General features: G+C 68.2%; 8 protein-coding genes and 1 riboswitch. Of the genes, 6 read left to right on the forward strand and 2 right to left on the reverse strand.

From position 1 onward, the window contains the following. Nucleotides 1-41 precede the first annotated feature (41 nt). The 4 genes from argB to thiC all read left to right on the forward strand — a co-directional run bounded on the left by argB (nucleotide 42) and on the right by thiC (nucleotide 4,331). Nucleotides 42-941: an acetylglutamate kinase gene (gene argB, locus M5E06_RS01515; protein ID WP_085088015.1), complete on the forward strand. Its 900-nt coding sequence runs from the start codon at nucleotides 42-44 to the stop codon at nucleotides 939-941. Between the two features lie 20 nt (nucleotides 942-961). After that, entirely contained in the window at nucleotides 962-1,249 is a 288-nt protein-coding gene (locus M5E06_RS01520) for a hypothetical protein (protein ID WP_252136916.1), read from the forward strand. Between the two features lie 38 nt (nucleotides 1,250-1,287). Then, the gene (locus tag M5E06_RS01525; RefSeq protein WP_252136917.1) at nucleotides 1,288-2,274 is read left to right on the forward strand and encodes a CorA family divalent cation transporter; all 987 of its coding nucleotides are present in this window, start codon (nucleotides 1,288-1,290) and stop codon (nucleotides 2,272-2,274) included. Between the two features lie 76 nt (nucleotides 2,275-2,350). Further along, nucleotides 2,351-2,484: riboswitch (TPP riboswitch) on the forward strand. A 119-nt stretch (nucleotides 2,485-2,603) separates the two neighbouring features. Then, nucleotides 2,604-4,331, forward strand: a complete 1,728-nt coding sequence (gene thiC, locus M5E06_RS01530; RefSeq protein WP_252136918.1) for a phosphomethylpyrimidine synthase ThiC — start codon at nucleotides 2,604-2,606, stop codon at nucleotides 4,329-4,331. A 158-nt stretch (nucleotides 4,332-4,489) separates the two neighbouring features. Here thiC and greB read toward each other — a convergent pair whose 3' ends face one another. Both greB and M5E06_RS01540 read right to left on the reverse strand, forming a co-directional pair. Further along, nucleotides 4,490-5,041 carry a transcription elongation factor GreB gene (greB, locus tag M5E06_RS01535; protein WP_252136919.1) on the reverse strand — a complete coding sequence of 184 codons (552 nt, stop codon included), beginning with the start codon at nucleotides 5,039-5,041 and terminating at the stop codon, nucleotides 4,490-4,492. Between the two features lie 102 nt (nucleotides 5,042-5,143). Next, complete coding sequence (locus M5E06_RS01540; RefSeq protein WP_252136920.1) at nucleotides 5,144-8,179, reverse strand: Rne/Rng family ribonuclease; 3,036 nt, start codon at nucleotides 8,177-8,179, stop codon at nucleotides 5,144-5,146. Nucleotides 8,180-8,856: 677 nt separating this feature from the next. Between M5E06_RS01540 and M5E06_RS01545 the strand changes: the two genes are divergently transcribed. Both M5E06_RS01545 and M5E06_RS01550 read left to right on the forward strand, forming a co-directional pair. Then, complete coding sequence (locus M5E06_RS01545; RefSeq protein ID WP_252136921.1) at nucleotides 8,857-10,338, forward strand: N-acetylmuramoyl-L-alanine amidase; 1,482 nt, start codon at nucleotides 8,857-8,859, stop codon at nucleotides 10,336-10,338. 227 nt (nucleotides 10,339-10,565) lie between these two features. Further along, nucleotides 10,566-13,103, forward strand: coding sequence for a penicillin-binding protein 1A (locus tag M5E06_RS01550; RefSeq protein WP_252136922.1), 2,538 nt, complete (start codon nucleotides 10,566-10,568; stop codon nucleotides 13,101-13,103). Nucleotides 13,104-13,145 lie beyond the last annotated feature (42 nt).

Genomic DNA, 13,145 nt, shown 5'->3' on the forward strand with positions numbered 1-13,145 from the left:
AAAGAGACCCGACACTCCATCCCGACAAAGGGCATCCTCCCGTGCAGACTCCCACCCGTGACGAGTGGCTCGCCAAGGCCCGTACCCTGTCCGAAGCGCTGCCTTACATGCGCCGTTATGCCGGGAGCACCTTCGTCATCAAGTACGGCGGCCACGCCATGGGCGACGCCGGTCTGGCGGAGCTGTTCGCGCGCGATATCGTGCTGCTGAAGCAGGTCGGCATCAACCCGGTGGTCGTCCACGGCGGTGGGCCGCAGATCGGCCAGATGCTGGAGCGCCTGAAGATCAAGTCCAGCTTCATCGACGGCCTGCGCGTCACCGACAAGGAGACGGTCGAGGTGGTCGAGATGGTGCTGGCCGGCTCCATCAACAAGCAGATCGTCGCCGCCATCAACAGCGCCGGCGGCCGCGCTGTCGGCCTGTCGGGCAAGGACAGCAACCTGATCACCGCCCGCCGGCTGGAGCGCGTGCAGCGCGACCCCGACAGCAACATCGAGCGGGTGCTGGACCTGGGCTTCGTCGGAGAGCCCTACAAGGTGAATCCGGAGATTCTGCAGGCTCTCGCCAAGTCGGACATCATCCCGGTGATCGCGCCGGTCGGCTTCGACGTGAACGGCGACACCTACAACATCAACGCCGACACGGCGGCCGGTGCGGTCGCGGCGGCGGTGAAGGCGGCGCGCTTCTTCCTGCTGACCGACGTCGCCGGTGTGCTCGACAAGGAAAAGAAGCTGATCGAGAAGATGTCGCTGGCGGATGCCCACAAGGCCATCGCCGACGGTACCGCCTCGGGCGGCATGATCCCGAAGATCGAGACCTGCATCGGCGCGGTGGAGCAGGGCGTCGATGCCGCTGTTATCCTGGATGGCCGCGTGCCGCATGCGCTGCTGCTCGAGATCTTCACCGAAGGCGGCGCCGGCACCCTGATCGGCAAGGCCTGACGCCGGAATATGGGGGACTGATGTCCGACCTGCGCAAGGATTTGCTCCGCCAGATGAAGGCCATCCGCGAGAAGATGGACCCGAAGCTGGTGGAGCGCGCCAAGCTGGCGGCGTTGGGCAAGGTTCCCTACGACAGCGACGCGGCGAAGGAGGCGGTCGGCCATTTCCTCGACGCCAAGCGGGATGGCGGCGCCTTCCGGCGCAAGCTGGAACAGGCGCTGAAGGCCGAGGGCGCGGCACTGGACCTTGATGACGGGGAGAGGGCGCCGCCACCCGTTAAGCCGCGACGCGGTGGTCGGCTGACGTAACGCCGCGTGCCGGCGCGCACCATGCAAGGAGCACAGCCTTGCTGCATGTCTTCGTCAATGACGGCGGTCTGCTGCGCTGGGTCAGGGAGGCTGCCGCGGAAGAGGCGGCGCCGTTGCCCGATTCCGCCGTGTGGCTCGACCTCATCAATCCGACGTCCGAAGAGTTGGCACGGGCGGAGGCGCTGATCGGAACGGGCCTGCCCACCCGCGAGCAGATGGCGGAGATCGAGGAGTCGAGCCGTCTGCGCTTGACCGGCGGCGCCTTGACCATGACCGTCACCGCGCTGGTCTGGGCCGATACCGACGAGCCGCGCATCGCCACCGTCAGCTTTGTGTTGGCCGGGCGGCGGCTGGTGACCATCCACGACATCGATCCGCAGGCGCTGCTTGCCTTCCGCCGCCGCGCCACCCATGGCGAGATCTCGGCCGCCCGTGGCGAATTGGTGCTGGCGGCGTTGGTGGATGGGATGATCGACCGCACCTCCGTCGTGTTGCGACGGACCGGGGTGGAGTTGGATGCGCTGAACCGCCGCTATTTCCGTGGGCGCAAGCTGCGGTCCCGTGGCGAGACGCTCGATGATGCCCAGACGCTGAAGCGCATCGGCCATGCCGGCCATCTGATCGGCAAGGCGCGGGTCAGTCTGGCCAGCCTTACCCGTATGACCGACTTCCTGGCGCGCGGCGACGGCTGGAATTCCGGCAAGGCGACGCGGCGCTGGGCCAAGACCGCGCTGCAGGACCTGCGCGGGCTCGACCAGTATGCCCGTTTCCTGGCCGGCAAGGTCGCGCTGGCGCTGGATACGGCGTTGGGACAGATCAATGTCGAGCAGAACGAGATCGTCAAGATCGTGTCGGTGCTGACCGTTCTGCTTTATCCGCCGACCCTGGTCGCCAGCATCGGCGGCATGAACTTCACCGACATGCCCGGCAGCGGCTCGCCCTTCGGCTATGCCAGCGCCCTGGGGCTGATGCTGTTGTCGGCGTTGCTGCCGATGGTCTATGTGCGGTCGAAACGCTGGATGTAGCGCGTTTCCACAATATGGCAGGCGGATCGTCCGCAGCGCTTTCCTTTTGACAGGCGCGTCCGTCGTCGGCAGGATGGGCGCATTCCAGGGGGGTCCCGACAGGGGGCTGAGATACCAACGGCCAGACGGCGCCAAGCGTCGCCGGCAGCGTGGTGACCCTTCGAACCTGATCCGGGTCATACCGGCGAAGGGAGGGACCTCGTGACGGGCCGACCACGCCCCCGTCCGGCCGTATCGGCTCCGCTATGCCGGGGAACGGCCTGCACGAAGATACCGCACCTCCGTCCGCAGTCCCGGGTTTGTCCGCCCAACTCCGACGGAGAAACCCAATGCCCAAGGACTTCAACGAGAACGCCATCCGCATCTCGACCGGCCCGCTGCCGTCGTCGCGGAAAATCCATGTGCCCGGCACGCGCTTTCCCGACCTGCGCGTCGCCCTGCGCGAGATCGCGCTGTCGGGCGGCGAGCCGCCGCTGACCGTCTATGACGCTTCCGGCCCCTACACCGACGAGTCGGTCGCCATCGACGTGCGGGCCGGGCTGGCCAAGCACCGCCGCGACTGGATCCTGGCGCGTGGCGATGTCGAGACCACCGACAGCGGCGTGCTGCGGGCCAAGGGCGGCGGGGCCGTGACCCAGATGGCCTACGCCCGCGCCGGCATCGTCACTGCGGAGATGGAATACATCGCCGTCCGCGAGAACCTCGGCCGCGCCGCCGCGCTGGAGGCCGCGCGCGACGGCGAGGATTTCGGTGCCGAGATCCCCGACTTCATCACCCCGGAATTCGTGCGTGACGAGGTGGCGCGTGGGCGGGCGATCATCCCGTCCAACGTCAACCACCCCGAGTCGGAACCGATGATCATCGGCCGCAATTTCCTGACCAAGATCAACGCCAACATCGGCAATTCCGCCGTGACCTCCTCGATCGAGGAGGAGGTTGAGAAGATGGTCTGGTCGATCCGCTGGGGCGCCGACACCGTGATGGACCTGTCCACCGGTGCCGACATCCACCAGACCCGCGAGTGGATCCTGCGCAACTCCCCGGTTCCCATCGGCACCGTGCCGATCTATCAGGCGCTGGAGAAGGTGAATGGCAAGGCCGAGGATCTGACCTGGGAGCTGTTCCGCGACACGCTGATCGAACAGGCGGAGCAGGGCGTCGATTACTTCACCATCCACGCCGGACTGCGGCTGGCCCATATCCCGCTGACCGCCAAGCGGGTGACCGGCATCGTCTCGCGCGGCGGCTCAATCATTGCCAAATGGTGTCTGGCGCATCACCGCGAGAATTTCCTCTACGACCATTTCGCCGACATTGTCGAAATCTGCCGCGCCTATGACGTGGCGCTGTCGATGGGCGACGGTCTGCGGCCGGGCAGCCAGGCCGACGCCAACGACGCCGCGCAGTTCGCCGAACTGGAGACGCTGGGCGAGCTGACCAAGATCGCCTGGGCGCGCGACGTGCAGGTGATGATCGAGGGGCCGGGCCATGTGCCGATGCACAAGATCAAGCACAATGTCGAGAAGCAGTTGGCGCTGTGCGGCGAGGCCCCCTTCTACACGCTCGGGCCGTTGGTGACCGACATCGCGCCGGGCTATGACCACATCACCAGCGCCATCGGTGCGGCGATGATCGGCTGGTTCGGCACGGCGATGCTCTGCTACGTCACGCCGAAGGAGCATCTGGGCCTGCCGGACCGCGACGACGTGAAGGCCGGCGTCATCGCCTACAAAATCGCCGCCCATGCCGCCGACCTCGCCAAGGGCCACCCGGCGGCGCGGCTGCGCGACGACGCCATGTCGCGCGCCCGCTTCTCCTTCCGCTGGCGCGACCAGTTCGCCCTGTCGCTCGACCCCGACACGGCGATGGCCTACCACGACGAGACCCTGCCGGCGGAGGGGGCCAAGACCGCGCATTTCTGTTCGATGTGCGGGCCGAAATTCTGTTCGATGAAGATCACGCAGGAAATCCGCGACGCCGCGGAGTCCGGCATGGCCGAGATGTCGCAGAAGTTCCGCGAGTCGGGCGGGGAAATCTACCAGCCGGCGGCGGAGTGAGGGTTCGGCGTTGATGCCCCCTCCCTAACCCTCCCCCGCCTTTGGCGGGAGAGGGAACTCCGCCGCTTCGGCGGATCGGCAACACTGGCAAGCGTCCTACCCCCTCTCCTGCGATAGCGGGGGAGGGATGGGGAGGGGGCATCCGTCATAGCTACTCCTCACCCCGCGTACTTGATCCCCAACACCTCCACCTGTTCCATCCCCGCTGGCGTACGGACGTCGACCAGATCACCCACCCGCGCTTTCAGCAGGGCGCGGGCGATGGGGGAGATCCAGCTGACATGGCCGCGGTCGGGGTCGACTTCGTCGGCGCCGACGATGGTGATGGTGTTCTCCGACCCATCCTCGCGGGCATAGGTGACGGTGGCGCCGAAGAAGACCTGTTCGCGGTTCTTCTGGTCCTGCGGATTGACCACCACCGCCGATTCCAGCCGCTTGTTCAGGAAGCGGATGCGGCGGTCGATCTCGCGCAGGCGCTTCTTGCCATAGAGATAATCGCCATTCTCAGACCGGTCGCCGTTGCCGGCGGCCCAGGACACCACCTCCACCACCTTCGGCCGCTCCACCCGCAGCAGGTGGCGCAACTCCTCCTGCATGCGCTGGAAGCCCGGCGGAGTCATGTAGTTCTTGAAGCCTTGCGGCAGCGGTGCCGGATCGTCGAGATCGTCGTCGTCAGGCGTGTCGTTCTCGCGGGTGAAGGCCTTGCTCATGGTCCGACCTGTCCTGTGGCAGGGGTGATAACGTCCGGGAAAAGGAAAAGGCGCCTTGCGGCGCCTTTTCCCGTTCCAGAGGTCCCGGTTGGGCCGTTGGGCTTACCGCTTCCACCAGCCGCGGCGCGGCTTGGCATTCGCCTCGTCCTCGTCACCGGCGGGAGCCGGCTCGTTGGCGGGTTCGGCGGCCGGAGCGGGCTGAGGCACCGGAGCCGGCGCGGCGGCGACCGGCGCGGCCTCGGCCGGAGCCTCGGCAGCGGCCTTGCGCTTGCGCGACGCCTTCTTGGCCGGAGCCTTGTCGGTCGCGACCTCCGCCGGGGCTTCGGCGGCGGCAGCGGCCTTGCGCTTGCGGCCCTTGGCCGGGGCTTCGGCAGCGGCCGGAGCGGCCACGGGAGCGGCCTCCACCGGGGCTTCGGCGGCAGCCTTGCGCTTGCGCGTGGCCTTCTTGGCCGGCGCGGCTTCGGCAGCGGCTTCCACCGGCGCTTCGACCGCAGCGGCGGCCTTGCGCTTGCGGCCCTTGGCCGGGGCTTCGGCAACTGCCGGAGCGGCCATGGGGGCAGCCACGGGGGCAGCCTCGGCCGGAGCCTCGGCAGCGGCCTTCCGCTTGCGCGACGCCTTCTTGGCCGGAGCCTTTGCCGCGGCGGCTTCGGTCGGAGCCGGAGCGGTCACCGGCGGCTCGGTGGCGGTCACCGGAACAGGAGCTTGCTCGACCGCCGGGGTCGTATCGCCGGCCAGGATCCAGTCGAGGTCGCTCGCCTCGGTCGGAGCCGGGATGGCCTGAACCGGAGCGGCGGGTTGCTCGGAAGCGGCCTCCTCGCCGCCCTCCAGGCCTTCCGCACCCTCGCGGCGCGACCGGCGACGGCCACCGCGCTTGCCGCGGCGGCGCTTCTTGCGGCCTTCGCCGTTGCGCTCGCCGGCGTCGGCGCCGGTTTCGTCCTCACCGTCCTCATCCTCGTCGTCGCCTTCGCCTTCGGCTTCAGCCGAGTCGGCATCGGGTTCGGAGATGGCGGCACCGGGGATCGCCTCGGCGGCAATCGGCAGAACGGTCTCCTCGGTCTCCTGACCGGCTTCCTCCGTCTCGCCCTCGCCCTCGGCGGTGTCGCCCTCGGCCCGGCCTTCCTCGCGGTCACGGCCACGGCCGCGACGACGACGACGGCGACGACGGCGGTCCTCGCCATTGCCATCGCCGTTGGTCTCGGCACGCTCGGCGGTCTCCTCGACCTGGGCGGCTTCGACCTCGGCTTCCGGCTCCTCCACCGGCTGGACCGGCTCGGCGGCGAGCGCGCGGTCGGTCTCGGCCATCACGCGGTCGGCGCTGACCAGCGGGCCTTCCTCGTCGGGCAGGCGGGCCTTGTTGCGCTCCAGACGGTGGTCCGGGGCGATCAGGGCATCGTCGGCCTGGACCATGACACTGAAGGCATGGCGCTCTTCGATCTTGGCCAGTTCACCGCGCTTCTGGTTGAGGATGTAGAGCGCGATGGAGGTCGGCACGTAGATGGTGATCTCCGCCGACCGCTTGCGGATGCCCTCTTCCTCGATGGCGCGCAGGACGTGCAGCGAGGCGGATTCGACCGAACGGACGACGCCGGTGCCCGAGCAGTGCGGGCAGCGCTCGAAGTTGGTCTCCAGCAGCGACGGACGCAGACGCTGGCGCGACAGCTCCAGCAGGCCGAAGGCGGAGATGCGGCCGAGCTGGATGCGTGCCCGGTCGTTCTTCATCGCCTCCTTCATGCGGCGCTCGACGGCGGCGTTGTTCCGCGGCTCCTCCATGTCGATGAAGTCGATGACGATCAGGCCGGCCAGATCGCGCAGACGCAGCTGGCGCGCCACCTCGTCGGCGGCCTCCAGGTTGGTCTTGTAGGCGGTTTCCTCGATGTTGCGCTCGCGGGTCGACTTGCCGGAGTTGACGTCGATGGAGACCAGCGCCTCGGTCGGGTTGATGACGATGTAGCCGCCGGAGCGCAGCTGCACCACCGGGCTGTGGATGGCATCGATCTGCGTTTCCACCTGATAGCGGTGGAACAGCGGGATCTGGCTGTCGCGGTACAGCTGGACGCGCTGGGAGTGGCCCGGCATCAGCATGTCCATGAATTCGCGCGCCGTGCGGAAGCCGGCCTCGCCCTCGACCCAGATCTCGTCGATGTCGTTGGCGTAGAGATCGCGGATCGACCGCTTGATCAGGTTCGCCTCTTCATAGATGAGGCAGGGCGCCGACGACTTCAGCGTCTGTTCGCGGATGTCGTCCCACAGGCGCAGGAGATATTCCAGGTCGCGCTTGATCTCGGGCTTGGAACGCTCCAGCCCGGCGGTGCGCAGGATGACCGCCATGCCATCGGGAATGTCGAGGTCCGACAGGATTTCCTTCAGGCGCTTGCGGTCGGCCGGGTTGGTGATCTTGCGGGAAATCCCGCCGCCGCGGCCGGTGTTGGGCATCAGGACGCAGTAGCGGCCGGGCAGCGACAGGTAGGTGGTCAGCGCCGCACCCTTGTTGCCGCGCTCCTCCTTCGTCACCTGCACCAGCATGACCTGCCGGCGCTTCACCACTTCCTGGATCTTGTAGGAACGCAGCGGGCGCGAACGGCGGCGCTGGGTCTCGGCCTCTTCATCCTCGTCGCCGCCGACCATGTCGGGGCTGTCGGCGGACTGCGCGGCGCCCTCGGTCTGGGCGGCCTGCTCGTCACCGGACTCGGTGTCTTCGCCGTTGTCGTCGCCGTCTTCCTCATCCGACGCCTCGGGCGCGATGGGGGAGGGCATCGGCGACCATTCCTCGACGATCTGCTCGGGGCGGATCGGCTCGCCCATCACGGCGCCGTCGGCGGCGGCCTCGGCCCGGGCTTCCGCCTGCTCTTCCAGCCGGCGCTCCTCGGCCAGCAGGGCCTCGCGGTCGGCGATGGGAATGCGGTAATAGTCGGGATGGATTTCGGAGAAGGCGAGGAAGCCGTGGCGGTTCCCGCCATATTCCACGAAGGCCGCCTGAAGCGAAGGCTCGACCCGCGTCACCTTCGCCAGGTAGATGTTGCCCTTCAGCTGCTTGCGGCTGGCGATCTCGAAATCGAGTTCTTCCAGCCGGTTCCCATTGACCACGGCAACCCGGGTTTCTTCCGGGTGCGTGGCGTCCACCAGCATGCGCTTGGCCATATACGGTCCTCAACGGCGCGACCCAGGGAACCCGCGCGACCGGTCGGGCCGCCTGGACGCAGCGTCTGTTGTGGGCGAAGCATACGGCACGACGGACCGGAACCGTCGAACGGCGCTGACGAGAGCAGCCAGGACGGCCCGGTCGACACGCGCCGGGCTGCCGCCTTGCGGCCACAGCCAGCTTCGAGGTTTCGTCCTCTCACCGCCAATCCGAACGCGCCACCCCGCGACGTCCCTCCGGCGCGGATGGCCGGACAGGCGGTGTCGGGGGCGACGCCGCAGCCCCTTGGTCGGCCCCGTGACCGGCGATCGGCTGATCCTGGGAGGTTGGTCCCGGCATCAGCGAATCGGCGCTCACCTTGGGAGTCCGACCCGAATCTGGCGAATTGCGGTCTGTCGCAAAGATACCATAGACAAGCGATCCCTCTTGCACAACGCGGAAATGCGCCGATTCGGCGAACAAGTTCGTCGCGGGGAAGCGGAGGGGCGTGCTTCCACCATGGCAGCCCGTCCCGACATGGCCGCCGCCGCGCTCACGCTCACTGTTGCAGGAACGGCACCCCCGTCCGGAATTGACTCAAGCTCTGACGATCCGCGTTGAGAGCGTTGAATTGGCTAGGCTATAGCTGAGCGTCCGTTGCCTTGTTTTGTGCCCCTTCAGCCGCCGAGGAGTCTCGATGCCACGGCCGCCCAGCCCGACCACAGCCGCCGCTCCAGCCACCGCTTCGCGCCATCGGCTGGCGATGCGCGTTCTCGGTGCGGTTCTGCCGGTTCTGCTGGCGCTGGTGCTGATCGGCTTCGGGACGGTCGCCATTGCGCGGGCACAGACCACCGCGGCCCTGCCGTCGGCGCCGCCGCGCACGGCGGTGGTCGATGCCAGGCTGGGCATCCATCCGGACAAGACCCGCTTCGTGCTGGAGCTGAGCGACACGGTGTCCTTCACCGTGTCGATGGCCGCCGATCCCTACCGCGTCATCATCGATCTGCCCGACCTGATCTGGCCCGGCGGCGCGCTGCCGGTGGAGGGCAAGGGGGTGGTCGCGCGCTACCGCCATGCGGCGGGCGGCCCGCGCGGCACGCGCCTGACCTTCGAGACGGTCGGCCCGGCCCGGCTGCGCGAGGGCTACATGATTCCGGCGCGGGATGGCCACCAGCCGCGCCTCGTGCTCGATCTGGAGAAGACCACCCCGGCGGAGTTCCGGCAGCTTGCCGCCGCCACGGCGGGGAACGACGCCGTCGGAGAGTTCGGGACCAAAAGCCCGCTGACGATGAGTTCGATCGTCGCGTCGGCAATGGCGATTCCGGCCCCGCAGCCGGCCGCTCCCGAGTCGACCATCCCGTCCGCCGTCACCGCCCCGCCGCCCTTCGCGCCGCTGCCGCCGATCCCGCCGGCCCAGCTGATCCCGGCCGCGCTGCCCGTTGCCCCGCCGCTGCCGGACAACAAGCCGCCGACGGTGGCGGAAAAGCCGCTGATCGTGCTCGACCCCGGCCATGGCGGCCAGGACCCCGGCGCCATCGGCGTCGGCGGCATCTATGAGAAGGACATCACGCTCGCCACCGCCAAGGAGGTGAAGCGCCAGCTGGAGGCGACCGGCCGCTACCGGGTGAAGCTGACCCGCGACAGCGACGTGTTCATCCGCCTGCGCGACCGCGTCTCCATCGGGCGCGAGGCCGGCGCCGACCTGTTCATCTCGCTGCATGCCGACAGCATCAGCAGCGGCGACGTGCGCGGCATGTCGATCTACACCCTGTCCGACAAGGCGTCCGACCGCGAGGCGGAGATGCTGGCGGCCAAGGAGAACCGGGCCGACGCCCTGGTCGGGCTCGACCTGTCGGGCGAGAACAAGCTGGTCGCCAACATCCTGATCGATCTGGCCCAGCGTGACGCCATGAACCATTCGAAGCGGTTCGCCACGCTGGCGCTGCAGAATCTCGGACGCGACGTGCCGCTGATCCCCAACCGGCCGCACCGGCAGGCCGGCTTCGCCGTGCTGACCGCGCCCGACGTGCCGTCGGCGCTGATCGAGATGGGATACCTGTCGAACCAGCGGGACATCAAGCTGCTGACCTCCTCCGGCCACCGCGAGCGCTTGGGCAAGGGGCTGGCCCGGACCATCGACGCCTATTTCCGCTGGCTGCACGGCACGCAACGGAGCTGAAACGCGGCCGGGCTGCCGGAATACTGACTGCCCGAATACCCCCTTTGCGCCGGCGCCTTCTTGCGGGCGCCCTCTGCGTGTCACATTTTCCTGACATGACGGGAACGAGGGCGGCACTTCGCACCGCGGCGGTGTAGGATGCGCCGCCCTGTCAGGCGCACCTGCGATCCGGATCCATCGGAACCGAACCGCGGGCGCGCCGTTCGTCGTCTCTTGCGGGATCGGTCATGCGCCTTCTTCTGTCTTTGCTGATGGCTTTCGTGATGCTGGCTCTTGCCGGCGCCGGGGGGCTGGTCTTCCTGTTCGAGCATTACGACCACGACCTGCCCGATTACACCAAGCTGGCCAATTACGAGCCGCCGGTGACCACGCGCATCTATGCCGGCGACGGGCGCCTGATGGCGGAATTCGCATCGGAACGGCGCATCTTCGTGCCGATCGACGCCATGCCGCGTCAGGTCATGAACGCCTTCATGGCGGCCGAGGACAAGAATTTCTATGGCCACCAGGGCGTCGATCCGATCGGCATCCTGCGTGCGATCCTGACCAACGTCGAGAATTTCGGCCGCGACCGCCGCCCGGTCGGCGCCAGCACGATCACGCAGCAGGTCGCAAAGAACATGCTGCTGACCAACGAGGTCTCCTTCGCCCGCAAGATCAAGGAGGCGATCCTGGCGATCCGCATCGAGCGGACCTTCAGCAAGGATCGCATCCTGGAGCTGTATCTCAACGAGATCTTCCTGGGGAACCGATCCTACGGCGTGGCGGCGGCGGCACTGAACTATTTCAACAAGGCGCTGGACGAGTTGAGCATCGAGGAGGTCGCCTTCCTGGCGGCTCTGCCCAAAGCGCCCTCCAACTACAACCCGGACCGTCAGCATGACGCCGCCGTCGCCCGCCGCAACTGGGTGATCAGTCGCATGGCGGAAGACGGCTACATCACGCCGGAAGAGGCGAAGGCCGCCCAGGGCCGGCCGCTGGTCACCCGCAAGCGCGACGAGCAGGAGGTGGTGACCGCCGAGTATTTCTCCGAGGAGGTCCGGCGCGAACTGGTGAAGCTCTACGGCGAGCAGGCGCTGTATGAGGGCGGGCTGTCGGTCCGCGCCTCGATGGACCCGACGCTGCAGGCGACCGCGACCAAGGCGCTGCGCGACGGACTGATCGCCTACGACCGCCGCCATGGCTGGCGTGGCCCGGTGGCCAAGATGGAGAATTTCGACAACTGGCCGAAGAAGCTGGCCGCCATGCCGCCGCCCGCCGGGTCGGAAGGCTGGAAGATGGCGGTCGTGCTGAAGGACGACCAGTCGGACGGGCTGGACATCGGGTTGGCAGACGGCACCCGTGGCCGCATCCCGCTGTCGGAACTGCGCTGGGCCCGCGCCTCCAAGGATGGCGACGTCGCCGGCCCGGCGATCCGCAAGCCGTCCGACGTCGCCAAGCTAGGCGACGTCCTGCTGGTCGAGCCGCTGAGCGGCCCGTCGAAGGACGAAGACGAGAAGCCGGCCAAGAAGGGCGACAAGTCCGCGCCCAAGGAACTGCCGCCGAACAGCTACGCCCTGCGCCAGATCCCGCAGGTGCAGGGCGGCCTCGTCGCGCTCGATCCACACACCGGCCGTGTGCTGGCGATGGTCGGCGGCTTCTCCCCCGCCATGAGCGTGTTCAACCGCGCCACCCAGGCGCTGCGCCAGCCCGGTTCGTCCTTCAAGCCCTTCGTCTATCTGACGGCGCTGAACCAGGGCTTCACCCCGTCGTCGCTGGTGATGGACGCGCCCTTCTCCTTCGATCCGGGTGGCGGGCAGCCGGTCTGGCGGCCGGAGAACTACAGCCATGAATTCTACGGCCCGACCCCGCTGCGCGTCGGCATCGAGAAGTCGCGCAACGTCATGACCGTCCGCCTCGCCCAGCAGATCGGCATGGACAAGGTCAAGGCGCTGGTCGAGAAGTTCGGCATCGTCGACAACCTGCAGCCCTACCTGCCGATGTCGCTGGGTGCCGGCGAGACGACGGTGCTGCGGCTCGCCACCGCCTACGCCATGCTGGACAATGGCGGCAAGCGGGTGGTGCCGACCTTCATCGACCGTGTGCAGGACCGGAACGGCAAGACCATCTTCCGCCACGACAACCGCGCCTGCGAAGGCTGCAACAACGTCGCCTGGAAGGACGGAATGGCGGTGCCGGCGGTGCCCGACACCCGCGAGCAGGTGAACGACCCGCGCACGACCTACCAGATCGTCTCGATCCTGGAAGGCGTGGTCCAGCGCGGCACCGCGGCCGCGCTGCGCTCGCTGGGCAAGCCGCTGGCCGGCAAGACCGGGACCACCAACGACAGCCACGACGCCTGGTTCATGGGCTTCTCGCCCGATCTGGTGGTCGGCACCTACATCGGCTTCGACCAGCCGCGATCGCTGGGCGGCCACGAGACCGGCGGGTCTGCCGCGGTGCCGGTGTTCAAGGAGGTCATGCAGGTGGCGTTGAAGGACAAGCCGGCGACGCCGTTCCGCGTGCCACCCGGCCTGCGCCTCGTCCGCGTCAACCCGGCCAACGGCCAGTTGGCCCAGCCGGGCGACAACCGCGCCATCTGGGAAGCCTTCCTGCCGGGCACCGAACCCAACCCCGACCAGCCGCAGGTGGTTCTGGACGGCTCCTCGCAGGCTTCCGGCGCTATGATGGGCGATCCGAACGCCACAGGCGGCTTCGGCTCGCAACAGCCGGGCGTGCCGGCCCCGCCGGCCGCGGCGACGCTGGGAACCGGCGGGCTTTATTGAGCCAAAGAAAGAGGGGCGCCCATTGTGGACGCCCCTTTTTTG

This window comes from Azospirillum sp. A1-3 (genome assembly GCF_023806445.1).
Taxonomy (GTDB): Bacteria; Pseudomonadota; Alphaproteobacteria; order Azospirillales; family Azospirillaceae; genus Azospirillum.

Bases quoted from the DNA above. Each gene is read 5' to 3' on its own strand.
- M5E06_RS01545 (WP_252136921.1), top strand. From the start codon at position 8,857: ATGCCACGGCCGCCCAGCCCGACCACAGCCGCCGCTCCAGCCACCGCT.
- M5E06_RS01520 (WP_252136916.1), top strand. From the start codon at position 962: ATGTCCGACCTGCGCAAGGATTTGCTCCGCCAGATGAAGGCCATCCGC.
- thiC (WP_252136918.1), top strand. From the start codon at position 2,604: ATGCCCAAGGACTTCAACGAGAACGCCATCCGCATCTCGACCGGCCCG.
- greB (WP_252136919.1), bottom strand. From the start codon at position 5,041: ATGAGCAAGGCCTTCACCCGCGAGAACGACACGCCTGACGACGACGAT.
- M5E06_RS01540 (WP_252136920.1), bottom strand. From the start codon at position 8,179: ATGGCCAAGCGCATGCTGGTGGACGCCACGCACCCGGAAGAAACCCGG.
- M5E06_RS01550 (WP_252136922.1), top strand. From the start codon at position 10,566: ATGCGCCTTCTTCTGTCTTTGCTGATGGCTTTCGTGATGCTGGCTCTT.